The sequence below is a fragment of the Bacillus sp. BR3(2024) genome (genome assembly GCF_039134555.1).
In the GTDB taxonomy this organism is placed as follows: domain Bacteria; phylum Bacillota; class Bacilli; order Bacillales; family Bacillaceae_G; genus Bacillus_A; species Bacillus_A cereus.
In genome coordinates this window covers 3,563,607-3,579,889 of the sequence record NZ_CP152433.1, presented here as the reverse complement: position 1 = coordinate 3,579,889, position 16,283 = coordinate 3,563,607, and the positions used below count along the sequence as shown (strand labels likewise).

Genomic DNA, 16,283 nt, shown 5'->3' with positions numbered 1-16,283 from the left:
AAGGTATCTTCTTTCCTTTTTGCTATATTTGTTCTAATTAGTTATGTACTATGGGTGAATGCCGTTTTCTAATAGCTCAGTAAATGCATGAATATGAATAGGTTTACTGTAATAATAACCTTGAATAAACTGACATTTATTTTTTTGAAGGAAATTTACGTGCTCTTTCGTTTCTACACCTTCAGCAATGACAGACATTCCTAATGTATTTGCTAATGTGATGATCGTTTTAATAATTTCCATTCCATCATCACATGTTTCAGACATTGTAATAAATTCTCTCGGGATTTTTAACGTATCAATTGGATACAAAGGTAAGTAGGCTAGCGAAGAATAACCTGTACCAAAATCGTCGATAGAAATGTGAATCCCTAAACTTTTTAGTGTACGCAGTTTTATCAATGTTTCTCGCTCATCCATCATTGCAATTCGCTCTGTTAATTCAAGATCAAGAGAGCTTGCTGGTAAACCTGTATTTGTTAAAGTAGAAGAAATAGATTTTACAAAATCCTCTTGTTCAAATTCCTTAGCAGATAAATTTACACCTATTTTTAAATGTGAATATCCGAGTACGTGCCAACGTTTCATTTGTTTACAAGCCTGCTCTAATGTCCATTTACCTATTGAAATAATTTGTAGTGTTTCTTCTGCAATCGGAATAAACTCGTATGGAGAAATAATACCTAATTCAGGATGATTCCACCTAATTAAAGCTTCTGCACCGATAATTTTATTAGATTCACTATCAACTTGAGGTTGATACAAAAGGAACAATTCTTCATTTTGTAGTGCGTTTGGTAAATCTTTTTCTAATCGCAATCGTCTTTCAATTTTTTTAGCGATTACATCGTCATAAATAGATACAGAGTTAAGTTCTTTTGCTTTTGCATCATACATTGCAACATTAGCGTTTTTCAGAAGTGTAGCGGTATCGATTCCGGAATGTGGATAAATAGCGATGCCGATACTCAGTGATAAAGTTAATTTATGCTCATGTATGATAAATGACTTTTTCATGCATTTAAATAATTGGTTACATAATTGGAATAAGTAATCTTCGTCAGTATAGTTTTCAATTATGATTGTAAATTCATCGCCACCGATTCTTGAAAGATGAGTATGTGATGGAAGACATGATTGGAAGCGCTTTGCTACTTCTTCTAATATGTAGTCTCCTGATGAATGTCCAAGTGTATCGTTAATTGCTTTAAAGCGATCTAAATCTAAATATAATAATGCAAACTCGCTTTCTGTTATTTCAGCATTTTTTATAACTCTCTTTAATTTCTTATGGAAAAAGGCACGGTTACCAATTTTCGTTACAGTGTCATGGAATGCTAAATATTTTATTTCTTCTTGCTGTTTTTTTAGTGCAGTAATATCTTTCACCATAATATAGCTTCCTGAAATTTGTCCGTCTATTATAATAGGAATGATTGTAACGTATAAAAAATAAGTAAAGCCATCTTTATATTGAGAACTAAGTTGTAAGGATGCCGATTCTTGTTGTTTCACTTTCTCTAACGCCAATGCTAGCTTATGCTTATCTTCATCTAAAATAATCGAAAAACAAGTTTCACCGAGTAACTCATCTGTTGGTGCTCCAAGTAGTACACTCCCAGCCTTATTTACATTTAAGAATATTCCATTTAAATCAATGGTGAAAATAGGGTCAGGATGATATTCATATAATGATTTGAATTTTTGTTGTTTTTGAGAAAGAGCCTCTGATTTATGAACTAAATCAGAAGTCCGTAAAGTAACTTTTTCTTCTAGTTGGGCATTAAATGCCTGCAAACGTTTTGTTAAGGAATTGTTTTGCATACGTACGATAGAATGACGAATGAGTACGAAAATAAAAGTAATACAATTTCCTGTAATGAGAGTTGAAGATGATGTTTGTTCTTTTAATGTAAACCCGATTAGTATTGCAACAGCAAGATAGGGAAATACAACTAAAGCTTTTTTTCCTATTATAGGGTTTACAAGGAAATAATTTTTATGGCTATTATGATCTTCTGAAATAGAGCCAGCTATTGCAATAAGTAATATAGGTATTCTATATAAAAGACGTAATAATATTATCGTTTCAGTTGATAAGTGGTTATTTAAGTAAAAATAAATATAGTTAAAAGTTGCAGAACTTATTAATACAAAAATAAAGATATAAATTTTCCGTTTGGAATTAAAAATTGTTGGACGGAAAAAGAGACTAACACCTAGCAGTAGAAATAATAAATCTGCAATTGGGTATAAAAATGAAAGGAAAACATCTCCTAGTGAAAGAGTGAATATATTTAAATTTGGTTGATTAAATAAATACCATTCTAATGTAAATATAGAAGTAAGCACTATGCATATATCACAAATAAAGAACGCTTTTTCCCATTTATTGCATTCCTTTAAGATTTTATAGCAGAAAGCGATAAGACAGAAAAATAGAAAAAACATGTAAAATACATCAGAAACCGTAAAACGATGTATTGGAATTTCGAAGAAGCTATCTTGATATGTATATACTATTTTCCCTAATAAAAAACTACCAATTGCTATTGTAATACATATCCAAAACGGATTTGAACTGACTTTTTTAGAATATATAGAGTAAATCAGTGATACAAATGTAATGGCTTCAACGACAAGTGAAGCGAAGCGTACATCTGAATTTGAAAAATGAGTAGGGAACAGATAGAAAAACATAAAATAGATTGAATAGCATATTAATGTTCCGATTAATATACATAATTGTAAATTTTTATTTAATTTCAATGAAATCACCTTCTTTAATTATGCACTATGTTCGTTATATCTATACATAATAATATTATTTAAGAATTGTATCAGATTTCCTTATAAAAATCATGTTTATAAGGAAAGTGTTAAAGAGTGTAAGTATTCTTAAGGTTGAAAAAATATTGCGGTTGATAGTATAGACTGTATCAAGACTTTAAATAGAAATTGTATATTTAGTCATCCTTTGAATTGTAAAGTTTTTTTAGTGATTTGTAAGTGGAGATGCAAAATTGCATATAAAATGATGAGTATCTTTTTTTGGTGAGCTTTTTATTTTTAATCTGAAGATTAATATTTGTGAAAATGTTGAGAAAAGATATAAAATAAGAACGTGTATTCTTACAGAGTGGAATAGTATTGCCACTAAATAGGGAGGCTTTTTTATGATATATCGAATTAAAGATTCAGAAATATACTATGAAATTGTGGGAGAGGGTAAACCGGTCATTATCATACATGGCTGCGCCCCTGACCATAGGTTAATGATGAAATGTATGGAATCAGTATTTCAGAAATATGAAGGTTATAAGCGAATATATATTGATTTACCTGGAATGGGAAAATCGAATGCTCCAAATTGGATAAATAGTTCAGATCGTATAGTAGAAGTGCTTATCACATTTATTGAGGAAATCATTTCTACTGAAAAATTTTTATTGGTAGGAGAATCATATGGAGGCTATTTAGCCAAAGGTATACTTGCAAAGATGTTTGAGAGAGTTAGCGGATTACTATTAGTATGTCCTGTTGTTGTAGCGGAGCCAGAAAAAAGGATTCTTCCAGATAAACAGGTAATTGTACAAGATGAGGAATTTTTAAATACGCTCACTTCCACAGAAAGAGAGGAGTTTTGTGAGTTAGCTGTAATAGCAAATGAATATACATATAAGCGATTTAAAGAAGAAATTAAGCCTGGGTTAGATGTTGCTAATTATGAATTTATTGAAAGGTTGCAAAAGAATTACTCTCTTACTATGGATTTTCAGCATGAAAAATATGAAAATCCCGTTCTTTTACTGACTGGAAGACAAGATATATCAGTAGGTTATCAAAATATTATAGAAATTATTGAAGAATATCCAAGGGCAACATTAGCAGTGTTAGATATGGCAGGGCATAATTTGCAAATTGAGCAGCCTGAATTATTTGAGAGTTTAGTAGGAGAATGGATTAGACGAACAAATCAGCACAGTTTATAAAGTATTTTAGTATTACCCCTAAGTGTTGAAATGGGATAAATGAACGTGATTTATTAACTTATCTCGCTATTTGCCGGGCAGCCCGATTAGTGAGGGCTGATTAAAGTTTCACTTTATAAAAAATTTTAAGGAGAAATTATGAGCACATATATTTATATGGTTAGACATGGTGAATCACCAAAACTAGAAGGAAATGAAAGAATGCGTGGATTAACTGAGAGGGGACATATGGATGCCCGTAGAGTAACTGACATATTAAAAGCGGAGAGGATTGATACTTTTATTTCCAGTCCTTATAATCGGGCTATGCTAACGATAGAGGAGTCAGCTAATTTCCATGAAAAAGAAATAGTAGTATATGAAAATCTTAAAGAGTGTATGTTTTCAAGTGAGGATCAGGTTATATCAGACAAAGAGGTGTATCCACTTGTACAGAAGATGTTCTCTAATCCGGACTTTGCACGAACGGAAGGAGAGTCATATGCAGATTGCCAGAGAAGAGTAGTGAAAGTATTAAAAGAAATCTTAATGGATTTTCGAGGATGCAAAATTGTAATTGGTACACATGGGCTTGTCATGACATTAATGATGAACTATTTTGATAAACAATATGGTTTTGAATTTTTAATGAATACGTCAAAACCGGATATATATAAGATGGAATTTAAAGAAGAACAATTAATGAATGTAGAGAGATTATGGAAAGCTGAATAAAATTAGTTGCATGGATTTTGTTGTAAAAGTTACTTTTATAGCAAAGTCTTTTTTTGAATAGAAAGCATCTTTATCAACTATTGTTAGAATGTTAAATAAATAAGTAATTATTCAGTCTTTGAATAAATTATGGAGAAATTGGTTTAGGGAAACAATTTTAAATGTGTCAAAATTCCAAACGTTGGATTTATATTCAATAGGAGAAAAAGATGTAGAATTTTGTCTTACAGTCCCCGTTTACTTTTCATTTCATTACATATAGGCTTTGTGGTGTAAGGGAGGACATTGCCTTTACGTAAAATCTATAAGGAGGTCATTGTAATGAAACAGATTAAAAAGTTTGCGGGAGTTGCTTTAGCGGGGACGATTGGATTAAGTGGATTACTGTTTTTAGAACCAAGTGTAAGCGTTGCGGAAGCACAGCAAGTGAAAGTAGAAAATTTCAATACAATTGATGTAACGATGAATCTAAATGAATTGTATGTATTAAGTGGCAGAAGCATTGATATTCTTTCTGGAGATAAAGAAGCAATTCAGTTAAATAAATACACAATTAGTTTTAATAAACCTGGGAAGTATGTGATTAAAGTAAATGGCTGTATTTATGATGATGTATATACTTTTATTGTAAATGAGTAGTATATATTCTTAAATTGCGAGATAAAAACAGAAACACCCTATTTGCGATGAGAGTCGTAAATAGGGTGAATTTATTTGTATTAAGCTGTACTTTAAATATGTTCACTAATATTCTTTTTGTTATGTAAAAGTGTTAACAATGTAAATGAAATATACATCTTCACAGTCAAAAAAGTTAAAATATTTCGTTTTAAGGATTATAATGGAGGGAGGAACATAAAAGGGAGTGAATGAACTTGAAACAAGAACTTATTGAAAGATTTACGAGATATGTAAAAATTGATACGCAATCAAATGAAGAAAGTCATACAGTACCAACAACACCAGGACAAATTGAGTTTGGTAAGTTATTAGTGGAAGAGCTAAAAGAAATTGGTTTAACAGAAGTAACGATGGATGATAATGGCTATGTAATGGCAACACTTCCAGCTAATACGGACAAGGATGTTCCTGTAATCGGATTTTTAGCCCATTTAGATACGGCAACAGACTTTACAGGGAAAAACGTCAAACCACAAATTCATGAAAATTTTGATGGTAATGCAATTACGTTAAATGAAGAGCTAAATGTTGTGTTAACACCAGAGCAGTTCCCGGAATTACCATCATATAAAGGACATACCATTATTACAACTGATGGTACAACACTTCTAGGAGCAGATGATAAAGCTGGTCTTACAGAAATTATGGTTGCAATGAACCATTTAATACATAATCCGCAAATTAAGCACGGGAAAATAAGAGTAGCATTTACACCGGATGAAGAAATTGGTCGTGGGCCAGCGCATTTTGATGTAGAAGCGTTTGGTGCATCATTCGCTTATACGATGGATGGAGGTCCATTAGGTGGTTTAGAGTATGAAAGTTTTAATGCTGCAGGTGCTAAGTTAACGTTTAACGGAACGAATACACATCCTGGAACAGCAAAAAATAAAATGCGCAATGCTACTAAACTTGCTATGGAGTTTAATGGGTATTTACCAGTAGAAGATGCGCCAGAATATACAGAAGGCTATGAAGGATTCTATCATTTACTTTCTTTAAATGGTGATGTTGAGCAAAGTAAAGCATATTATATTATTCGAGACTTTGATCGTGAAAATTTTGAGGCACGTAAAAATAACGTTAAAAATATTGTGAAAACTATGCAAGAAAAATATGGCGAAGATGCAGTCGTTTTAGAAATGAATGATCAATACTATAACATGCTTGAAAAAATTGAACCGGTAAGAGAAATTGTTGATATTGCATATGAAGCAATGAAAAGTTTAGACATTGAACCAAATATTCATCCGATTCGCGGAGGCACAGATGGATCACAATTATCATATATGGGATTACCGACGCCGAATATTTTCACTGGTGGTGAAAACTATCACGGTAAATTTGAGTATGTTTCGGTAGATACTATGGAAAAAGCCGTTCAAGTTATTGTGGAAATTGCAAGACGTTTTGAGGAGCAAGCTTAAAAAAGAACCAAGTAGTACGAATGTGCTACTTGGTTCTTTTAATATAGTACTCGCCACAAATAAAAAGTCGCATAAGACTCCCAATTAGCCCAGTTTGCCGCGAAATCTTTTATTTCATTTTTTGTCGGTTTATTTTCGGAACCTGTTATAAATTTAATTGCATTATGCAGACCAACATCATCAATTGGAAAAGCCGAAGGAAATCTTAAACAACGCATTAAAACATAGTTGGCAGTCCATGGTCCTATACCATGGATAGCAGTTAATTGTTTCTCAGCAACCTTTACATCTTGTGTTTGCAGTAAATCCTCTTTTGATAATTTTCTCTCTGTAATAAGCTTCGCAATACCGATTAAATATTCACATTTTCTAGTCGTCATTTTTAATTGTTGAAGATTTTCTACATGTAGATTTGCAATTGTTTCAGGTGATGGGAATATCCAATGTTTTCTACCGTCCCATTCTACATAACTTCCAAATTGCTCAACTAATCTCCTTTTTAGTGTATAAGCATATGTTAGGTTAATTTGTTGACCGATAATTCCCCAGGAAAGTGCCTCAAATAAGTCTGGAATGCCTAAAGTACGAAGGCCATAATATTGTTCAATTGGTCCTTGAAGGAGTAAATCATGTTTAGCTAATGTATAAAATGGGGCCAAATCAGTAGTTAAATCAAACCATTCTTTTACATAGTTAACTACAGCTTCACGTATCGATTTTTCAGATGTATATGGTTCTTCTAAACAACGTATTTGAATATTCCCATCTGTATTCACACTAATTTCAACTAAAGGATTTACATCTTGAACAGGGATAACTTTATAAATTTTGTTATCTTCAATATGGAACATACATTCATTGTTAGAGCGTGATAGATAACGTAAATTTTCTTGGAAACAAAATTCTTTTGGAACTGCTATAGATAATGCGCTATTATATTCTGCTGTCATATGAATTCCACCTGCAACTTTTCTAATGTAAGCAATTTTTTCTTCATTTCTAATCCACCCCTAAATCCGGTTAGTTTCCCATTCTTCCCAATAACGCGGTGACAAGGAATGGTAATAAGAAGAGGGTTAGCAGCAATAGCAGAAGCAACGGCGCGCACAGCTTTAGGTTTTTGAATTCTTTCAGCAATTTCTGTATAAGAATATGTCTTTCCATAAGGAATTTCACGTACCGTATTCCAAACAGATAATTGAAAATTAGTTCCATAAGCATCGATAGGAAATGTAAAAGTTTCTCGCTTGTTTTCTAAATACTCGATAACTTCTTGCGTATATATTTGCAAGTAATCTGGACTATGGGTCAATATATGTTGGGGCAGTTTTTTTCTAGCCCATATATTTAATTCTTCAAAGTTTTCGTCTTGTGATCCAATGAAACATAGTCCATTTTCAGTTGCAGCAATATGAAATCGCCAATTTTTATGTGTAAGTAGCGTCCAATATATATAATTATTTTTGTAGGAATTCATTATCGTATCCCTCTTTCATTTCGTTCTTTTTTCGATATTCAGTAGGAGTAAATCCGGTTTTCTTTTTAAATAAAGTTGCGAAATACTCTGGGTTTTCTATCCCGACAGCAGTACTAATTTCTTTAATAGATTGATTTGTGTGTAAAAGGTATTCGGTTGCTTTAAGAACCCTGAATTGTTGTATATATTCTATAGGAGTTAACCCTATTATTCTTTTGAAAGTACGTTGTAAATGAAAAGGGCTACCGTGACACATTTCCGCAAGCATGTCGAGAGTTAAGGATTCGTCATAATGCTTTTCGATATAGTCTTTAATTTGTTCTACCCACTCTTCATTAGGTAAAGTGATCCCATTTGGCTTACAACGTTTGCACGGGCGAAAGTTCTCACTTAATGCTTGCTCTGCATGATGAAAAATTCGTACATTGTTTCTATTCGGTATTCTTGATTTGCATGATGGTCTGCAAAAGATTCCAGTTGATTTCACAGCATAAAAGAATTTGCTATCATAGGAAGAATCATTATGAATAATTGCTTGCCAATACTCATTTGTTAATGTAACTCCTTCATTGTGCATAGAACATCACCTCTGAAATTAGTATAACCTGAATAAAGTGCGTATGTATGTATTCATAAATGTAAGAGCAAGATTACAAAGGTGAAAATATGATTGTTTTCTATTTTGTGATAGCATGAAATTTGGAAATAAACATCAAGAGGAGGACTATAGATGAAGTTAATTTCATGGAATGTAAATGGTTTGCGAGCTGTTATCGCAAAAGGTGGATTTTTGGAATATCTTGAGGAATCAAGTGCTGACATATTTTGTCTACAAGAGATTAAATTACAAGAAGGGCAAATTGATTTAAATTTAGAGGGATATTATACATACTGGAATTATGCTGTGAAAAAAGGATATTCAGGAACTGCTATTTTTTCGAAAAAAGAACCGCTTTCAGTTACATATGGTTTAGGCATTGAAGAGCATGATCAAGAAGGGCGACTTATTACTTTAGAATTCGAAGATTTTTACATGATAACGTTATATACACCAAATTCAAAACGTGGATTAGAACGATTAGATTACAGAATGAAATGGGAAGATGATTTCAGGTCCTATATCAAACGATTAGATGAGAAGAAACCAGTTATTTTTTGTGGAGACTTAAATGTTGCTCATAAAGAAATCGATTTGAAAAATCCGAAAAGTAATCGTAAAAATCCTGGATTCTCTGATGAGGAACGAGAGAAATTTTCATGTATTTTAGAAGAAGGATTTATTGATACATATCGTTACCTTTATCCTAATCAAGAAGGTGCATACTCGTGGTGGTCGTATCGTATGGGCGCGAGAGCGAAAAATATCGGATGGCGTTTAGATTATTTTGTTGTTTCGGAAAGAATGAAAGACCAAATAACAGAAGCGAAAATTAATAGTGAAGTAATGGGGTCAGACCATTGTCCAGTTGAATTACATATAAATTTCTAAAAAAAGAAGTATCTCCCTAATATTAGGGAGATACTTCTTTTTTTAATTCAGTTTGTTAAAATTTTTCAAATCATTCTTGAAATAATTTCATATTAAATATATACTTAGTAACGATAATCATTATCAGTGAAAATGATTATCAAGTGATGAAGGCGTAAAAGAATTATAGTCTAGGGGAAGTGAACGGGAATGAGTTCTGGATAAAATTATTAATCTAATGAAATATATATATGGGACAAAGTTCATATAGTTAAATTTTATTGAGAATATAGTTTGAAAATTCGAGAGGAGACATATAAAGATGAACAAGAAATTATTTACTTTAGGGATGGTTACAGTTTTAAGTGTAGGTTTAGCGGCATGTAATAGTGCGGATAAAACTTCAGGCGAGCAAAAACAACAGACAAAAGCTACGGAAACGAAAAAAGATGAAAAACGAAAAATCACATATTTAGGTAAAGAGTATACAGTGCCAGCAAAAGTAGATAAAATTGCGACAGCTAGTTTAGAGTCAATGGAAGATGCGGCAGTACTTGGAATTAAACCAGTTGGTGCCATTACTGTAGGTGGTAAATTACCAAAATATCTTGAAAAAGAGTTAGAAGGTGCTAAATCTGTTGGTGAGAAAATGCAACCCAATTTCGAAACATTACTACAATTAAAACCAGATGTTATTACATCGAGTACGAAATTCCCAGCAGAAACAGCTGAAAAGTTTACGAAAGTAGCTCCTACATTCCCGGTATCACACGTTTCAACAAATTGGGAAGATAACTTAAAGTTAATGGGAGAATTAACTGGTAAAAAAGATAAAGCAGAAAAAATTATTAAGGATTACAATTCGGACGCTGAAAAAGCAAAAGCAAAACTAGGAGATAAGTTAAAAGATAAAAAAGTACTTGTCATAAGACTAAGAGCAAACGAATTATTCCTATATCCAGAAGGAGTATACTTCAACCCTGTAATTTATAAAGATCTTGGACTAACTGCTCCAGAACAATTGAAAACTGTAAAAGCACAAGAGAAAATTTCATTTGAAAAACTTGCTGAACTTAACCCAGATTATATTTTCTTACAATATGAGGCAAGTGAAAATAAAAACCCGAAAGTGTTAGAAGAAATTGAAAGTAATCCAATTTGGCAAAGTATGAATGCTGCGAAGGAAAAGAAAGTATTTGTAAATGTTGTAGATCCAATGGCACAAGGTGGTACAGCTTGGAGTAAAACAGCATTCTTAAAAGAAGCCGTGAAAAATTTATCTAAATAATACAATAAGTAAGGTGCGTTGAATGATATGCAGAAAACAAATGCAGTACCAGTAACTATATTATGTATAGCACCCATACTCATCTTATTTACAATTATACTTTCGATTTTGTATGGGGCAAAAATTATTGACGCTGAAACAGTGTGGAACGCATTATTTCATTTTGATTCAAGCGATGTAAATCATAATATTATTATTACTTCACGTTTACCAAGGGTAGTTGCAGCTCTTTTAGTCGGAGCATTTCTAGCCATATCAGGAGCACTTATGCAGGGGATGACAAGAAACTATCTTGCATCCCCTTCTATTATGGGTGTGACGGATGGCGCTGCCTTTGTTATTACACTTAGCATGATTTTTCTTCCGGGAATGTCATCAATTGGTATGGTTGTATGTTCAATGATTGGTTCTGCACTAGGAGCCGGTATCGTGTTTGGTTTTGGTTCGCTCCTTCAAAATGGCTTATCACCAGTTAGGTTAGCGATTATAGGAACAGTTATTGGAACATTTTTAAGTAGTGTATCGGCTGCAATGGCTTCGTATTTCCAAATTTCTCAAAATGTTAGTTTTTGGTTTAATGCAAAGTTAGATCAAGTAGATCTTAATATCATTAAAATCACGATACCGTTTGGGATAATTGGAATAATTTTAGCATTGTTAATATCAAAATCTATTACCATTCTTTCATTAGGCGAAGAGGTTTCTATTAATTTAGGGCAACGTACAAAACTAGTTAAAGCGATGGCAATTTTATCGGTAATTTTCTTAACAGGAACAGCAGTTGCTTTAGTGGGGAAAGTTGGTTTTGTAGGTTTAATTATTCCGCACATTACGCGCTTTATAATTGGGGTAGATTATAAGTGGATTTTGCCATGTGCAGGTGTTATTGGTGGCGTTTTCTTAGCGTTATGTGACGTTTTGAGTAGATTTGTAAACTATCCATTTGAAACACCTATTGGAGTCGTTACCTCTTTAATTGGAATTCCTTTCTTCCTTTATTTAATCCGTACTAGAGGAGGAGAGAGACATGCTTAAAAGTTCAAGTCAACGTTTCGGAATGACGATGGGGATTATTATATTTTTAATACTATGTGCTATTTATATTAGTTTAACAAATGGTACGTTCGACATTACGATTACAGATATATTTAAAACACTGTTTAGAATTGATCCAGTACCAGAACATGATTTAGTTATTTTTGAGTTTCGCCTTCCGCGCATCGTAATTGCTGGATTAGTAGGATTAGGCCTTGGTGTTGCGGGTGCCGTTATTCAAGGGATTACGAGAAATGGGTTGGCGGACCCAGGTATTTTAGGCGTAAATGCCGGAGCAGGAACAGCGATTGTCATTTTTATGTTTTTCTTTCAAGGGCAATTAAAAAGCACAGACTGGGTTTCTATTATGATGATGCCAATGTTTGGTTTAGTAGGCGGATTAGGTGCAGCTATCATCATTTATCTGTTTTCTTGGAAAAACGGTAAATTAGATTCACAGCGACTTTTATTAACAGGGATTGCAATTGGATCAGGATTTGGAGCCTTTTCTATGTACTTATCACTCAAAATGAAGTCAACTGATTTTGAAATGGCCGCAGTGTGGGTGTCTGGAAGCATATATAGTGCAAACTGGAAGTATATTGTGGCTATGTTACCATGGCTTATTATCTTAATTCCGCTTATACAAAAGAAAGCTTATTTATTAGATTTATTTCAATTGGAAGAAACGAGTATTACAAGTTTAGGTGTTTCAGTAGAAAGAGAGAAATCGATTTTACTATTAAGTAGTATCGGGCTTGTGAGCGCATGTGTTGCTGTTTCAGGGAGTATCGGTTTTATTGGCTTAATGGCACCGCATATAGCGAAAAGGCTTGTCGGTATTCAACATAAGTATATAATTCCTACATGCGGCGTAATCGGAATGTTTCTTGTAATTGCTTCAGACTTTATTGCGAAAACAGTTTTTACACCTGTAGAGCTACCAGTTGGAATCGTTATTTCTATTGTCGGTGTACCGTATTTCTTATATTTACTTTATAAGGCGAAAGCGTAAGAGGAGGAATAAAAGTGAGTATTTTAAGTGCAAAAAATTTAGAAACAAGTTATGAAAAGCTTACAGTGTTTCGCGATTTAAATGTGGAAATACAAGAAGGAAAAGTAACGACAATTATAGGTCCAAACGGTTGCGGTAAATCGACATTGTTAAAAACAATGGGAAGAATTTTAAAACAAAAAAGCGGTAAAGTATATTTGCAAGGACAGGATTTACATACAATTCCAACGAAAGAAATTGCGAAGCAGTTAGCTTTACTCCCGCAAACTCCAATTGCACCAGGTGAGCTTAAAGTGGAAGAATTAATTTCTTATGGACGCTATCCACATCGAAATAACGTAAATAAGTTAACGACAAAAGATAAAGAAATGATTGATTGGGCATTAGATATAACGAAAACTTCTGAATTTCGAACGAGACAAATTGCAAATTTATCAGGTGGTCAAAGACAAAAGGTATGGCTAGCGATGGCATTAGCACAAGAGACAGAAGTGTTGCTATTAGATGAGCCAACTACATACCTTGATATGTCTCATCAATTAGATGTATTACAAATTGTGGAGAAGTTAAATAAAGAACATAATTGTACGGTTGTTATGGTATTACATGATATTAACCATGCATCAAGGTTTTCAGATGAAATTATTGCAATGAAGGAAGGCGAAATTGTTACAACTGGTAGCCCAGAAGAAATCATTACAAATGAAGTGTTAAAAGAAGTATTTCATATTGATGCGCGTGTCATGATTGATCCGCATAATGGGGCTCCTGTTTGTTTCGGTTATGATAGCGTTGTATCTCAAGAAGAAAAAATCGAAATATATGTAACAAGTTAAAAGGGGGGGATAGGGTGAATACTACAATTGAAAAACAGCAGATTATAACATCTAATACAGAGCAGTGGAAAATGTATTCAAAATTAGAAGGTAAGGAATATCAAATTCATATTTCAAAGCCGAGGCAACCAGCACCGGATTCAGGATATCCCGTTATTTACGTATTAGATGGCAATGCCTTTTTTCAAACATTTCATGAAGCAGTTAAAATACAATCAGTAAGAGCGGAAAAAACTGGTGTTTCACCAGCTGTTATAGTTGGAGTGGGTTATCCGATTGAAGGCGCATTTTCAGGGGAAGAAAGGTGCTATGATTTTACGCCTAGCGTAATTTCAAAAGATGCCCCTTTAAAACCAGACGGTAGACCGTGGCCTAAAACAGGAGGAGCACATAATTTCTTTACTTTTATTGAAGAAGAACTGAAACCACAAATTGAAAAGAATTTTGAGATTGATAAAAGTAAGCAAACGTTATTTGGACATTCTTTAGGTGGACTATTTGCTTTGCATATACTATTTACAAACTTAAACGCTTTTCAAAATTATTTTATTAGTAGTCCATCTATATGGTGGAATAATAAATCCGTTCTTGAAAAAGAAGAGAACCTTATACATGAATTAAACAATGCTAAGTTTGAAACAGGAGTGTTCCTTACAGTTGGATCACTTGAACGAGAGCATATGGTTGTAGGTGCAAATGAATTATCAGAGCGCCTTCTCCAAGTAAACCACGATAAACTTAAATTTAAGTTTTATGAAGCTGAAGGGGAGAATCATGCATCTGTTGTGCCGACGTCTTTAAGTAAAGGATTGAGGTTTATTAGTTACGTATAGGAAAAAAGGTTATGGATGAAACATTCCATAACCTTTTTTAATATGTAGAATTGTCCTTTTCGAAAGTTTTGTTTCAACTTTTCGTCTAAAGAGACAAAAAGTTGTCACAAATCGGTCACAATTAGCATAAACATAAAATAGACGAAATGAACTTATTTCCAAAAAGGCTTGGTTTATTCCGATCATGATTTGTAGAGCTGAAAAAGTATGGATGAAAAGTTCACTATATTCCCAAGGAGGTAGATCGTATGAAAACTATTCTTGCTATCGCTGGACTTATTTGGGTTCTATCACATGGCATTCCAATTTATGAAGGAGAACAAATTCGCAGTGCTCTAAATAAAAATTTTAATGAATATCATATCATTGATCGGCAAGATAATGTTGTGACAGTTCGAGTAAATGACTGTTTTCATACGGTAACCGTTGAAGGAACTTCAGTAGTGAATGATACAAAAGTATGTGATCAGCAATAATTATATATGGAAAGAAAAAATTCTTAGGTTAAATATCTGAAAATTTAAATTAAAACATTATAGACGAAGAATAAGCGGGGGCGGGTAATCCCCGCTTATTCTTGTTTCACTTTATTGAATTTTGATGAGAGATATAATGATTTTTTGACTAAAAGGAAAGGGTATACTGAAAATTGAGATTAAGAAGCTAATGCGTTGTTAAGAATAATCATAAAGTGTAAATATACTCTTATGGGGTATCATGCGTAGATATTTAATGCTATAATTGATATACTCATAAAAAACAATTGTTTTATTGGATGAAGAGAAACTTTAAGAAGGTGATAATATGGATCATAAAGAGCATGAAGCAGTAACACATAGATCAGAAAAAGAAAAAGAACAGATTATAAATAGATTAAAGAGAATTGAAGGACAGGTCCGCGGTATTCAAAACATGATTGAAAATGATCGTTATTGCGTAGATATTTTAGTGCAAATTTCAGCGATTAATGCAGCGATGAAAAAAGTAGGAATGGGCGTTCTCAAAAATCATACGAGTCATTGTGTTTCAGGAGCTATTAAAAATGGAAATGGTGACGAAGCAATTGAAGAATTAATGACAGTATTTGAACGTTTTTCAAAAGCGTAAAAACAAGCTAGTATTTAACTGGCTTGTTTTTTTGTTTACCCTCATATTGGATTTGGGTGTATTGTAGTGAAAAAGTGTGTGTAAAATAAACTTTTAGAAAATAATTGAAAAATCATGATACAAAACCATTGATTACCTTAGGGGGGTATGGTAAGATGTAATTGTGATTAACAAACAATGAATAAACAAGAGGAGGATTTTAAATGGAACAGTTAACATTACAGGTTGAAGGTATGTCTTGTGGACATTGTGTAAATGCTATCGAAAGCAGTGTGAAAGAGCTAAACGGTGTTGAACAAGTGAAGGTTCAATTAGCAGAAGGAACTGTTGAAGTTACTATCGACTCGTCTGCTGTAACATTAAAAGATATCGTTGCTGTAATCGAAGATCAAGGATACGATGTTCAATAA

The 16,283-nt window shown here is 33.0% G+C and carries 17 protein-coding genes; 13 read left to right on the top strand and 4 right to left on the bottom strand.

From position 1 onward, the window contains the following. Positions 1-48: 48 nt before the first annotated feature. Entirely contained in the window at positions 49-2,769 is a 2,721-nt protein-coding gene (locus V7S45_RS18315) for a bifunctional diguanylate cyclase/phosphodiesterase (RefSeq protein ID WP_025687336.1), read from the bottom strand. 407 nt (positions 2,770-3,176) lie between these two features. On the opposite strand from V7S45_RS18315, the gene V7S45_RS18310 reads away from it, so the two are divergent. The 4 genes from V7S45_RS18310 to pepT all read left to right on the top strand — a co-directional run bounded on the left by V7S45_RS18310 (position 3,177) and on the right by pepT (position 6,814). Then, on the top strand, positions 3,177-3,992 hold the full coding sequence (locus V7S45_RS18310) for an alpha/beta hydrolase (RefSeq protein ID WP_000640346.1): 816 nt from the start codon (positions 3,177-3,179) through the stop codon (positions 3,990-3,992). 138 nt (positions 3,993-4,130) lie between these two features. Then, positions 4,131-4,706 carry a histidine phosphatase family protein gene (locus V7S45_RS18305; RefSeq protein ID WP_000109179.1) on the top strand — a complete coding sequence of 192 codons (576 nt, stop codon included), beginning with the start codon at positions 4,131-4,133 and terminating at the stop codon, positions 4,704-4,706. 321 nt (positions 4,707-5,027) lie between these two features. Beyond that, positions 5,028-5,345, top strand: a complete 318-nt coding sequence (locus tag V7S45_RS18300; RefSeq protein ID WP_000809495.1) for a hypothetical protein — start codon at positions 5,028-5,030, stop codon at positions 5,343-5,345. 236 nt (positions 5,346-5,581) lie between these two features. Beyond that, a complete protein-coding gene (pepT, locus tag V7S45_RS18295; protein WP_002164459.1) occupies positions 5,582-6,814 on the top strand; it encodes a peptidase T in 1,233 nt (410 codons plus the stop codon). Positions 6,815-6,852: 38 nt separating this feature from the next. Here the strand turns inward: pepT and V7S45_RS18290 are convergent, their stop codons facing one another. The 3 genes from V7S45_RS18290 to V7S45_RS18280 are packed head-to-tail and all read right to left on the bottom strand — an operon-like array spanning position 6,853 to position 8,868. Continuing rightward, a complete protein-coding gene (locus tag V7S45_RS18290) occupies positions 6,853-7,764 on the bottom strand; it encodes a DNA glycosylase (protein ID WP_000123504.1) in 912 nt (303 codons plus the stop codon). Continuing rightward, positions 7,761-8,291 carry a methylated-DNA--[protein]-cysteine S-methyltransferase gene (locus V7S45_RS18285; RefSeq protein ID WP_001089840.1) on the bottom strand — a complete coding sequence of 177 codons (531 nt, stop codon included), beginning with the start codon at positions 8,289-8,291 and terminating at the stop codon, positions 7,761-7,763. The genes V7S45_RS18290 and V7S45_RS18285 overlap by 4 nt, the downstream gene beginning before the upstream one ends. Continuing rightward, the gene (locus V7S45_RS18280; RefSeq protein WP_000551322.1) at positions 8,272-8,868 is read right to left on the bottom strand and encodes a bifunctional transcriptional activator/DNA repair enzyme AdaA; all 597 of its coding nucleotides are present in this window, start codon (positions 8,866-8,868) and stop codon (positions 8,272-8,274) included. Before V7S45_RS18280 ends, V7S45_RS18285 begins: the two co-directional genes overlap by 20 nt. 153 nt (positions 8,869-9,021) lie before the next feature. Between V7S45_RS18280 and V7S45_RS18275 the strand changes: the two genes are divergently transcribed. The 9 genes from V7S45_RS18275 (at position 9,022) to copZ (ending at position 16,283) form a co-directional block, all read left to right on the top strand. Beyond that, on the top strand, positions 9,022-9,780 hold the full coding sequence (locus tag V7S45_RS18275; RefSeq protein WP_000767621.1) for an exodeoxyribonuclease III: 759 nt from the start codon (positions 9,022-9,024) through the stop codon (positions 9,778-9,780). Between the two features lie 301 nt (positions 9,781-10,081). Next, entirely contained in the window at positions 10,082-11,047 is a 966-nt protein-coding gene (locus V7S45_RS18270) for an iron-hydroxamate ABC transporter substrate-binding protein (protein ID WP_001035506.1), read from the top strand. Positions 11,048-11,074: 27 nt separating this feature from the next. After that, positions 11,075-12,082 carry an iron ABC transporter permease gene (locus tag V7S45_RS18265; RefSeq protein WP_342761457.1) on the top strand — a complete coding sequence of 336 codons (1,008 nt, stop codon included), beginning with the start codon at positions 11,075-11,077 and terminating at the stop codon, positions 12,080-12,082. After that, a complete protein-coding gene (locus V7S45_RS18260) occupies positions 12,075-13,097 on the top strand; it encodes an iron ABC transporter permease (protein WP_000920438.1) in 1,023 nt (340 codons plus the stop codon). Before V7S45_RS18265 ends, V7S45_RS18260 begins: the two co-directional genes overlap by 8 nt. A 14-nt stretch (positions 13,098-13,111) precedes the next feature. Then, positions 13,112-13,933 (top strand): ABC transporter ATP-binding protein, encoded by an 822-nt coding sequence (locus V7S45_RS18255; RefSeq protein WP_000025765.1) that lies wholly within the window; start codon positions 13,112-13,114, stop codon positions 13,931-13,933. A 14-nt stretch (positions 13,934-13,947) separates the two neighbouring features. Beyond that, positions 13,948-14,766 carry an alpha/beta hydrolase-fold protein gene (locus V7S45_RS18250; protein ID WP_025687335.1) on the top strand — a complete coding sequence of 273 codons (819 nt, stop codon included), beginning with the start codon at positions 13,948-13,950 and terminating at the stop codon, positions 14,764-14,766. A 248-nt stretch (positions 14,767-15,014) separates the two neighbouring features. Continuing rightward, entirely contained in the window at positions 15,015-15,242 is a 228-nt protein-coding gene (locus tag V7S45_RS18245; RefSeq protein ID WP_000849103.1) for a hypothetical protein, read from the top strand. A 328-nt stretch (positions 15,243-15,570) separates the two neighbouring features. After that, positions 15,571-15,873 (top strand): metal-sensing transcriptional repressor, encoded by a 303-nt coding sequence (locus V7S45_RS18240; protein WP_000349637.1) that lies wholly within the window; start codon positions 15,571-15,573, stop codon positions 15,871-15,873. A 203-nt stretch (positions 15,874-16,076) separates the two neighbouring features. Then, positions 16,077-16,283 (top strand): copper chaperone CopZ, encoded by a 207-nt coding sequence (gene copZ, locus V7S45_RS18235; protein ID WP_000436973.1) that lies wholly within the window; start codon positions 16,077-16,079, stop codon positions 16,281-16,283.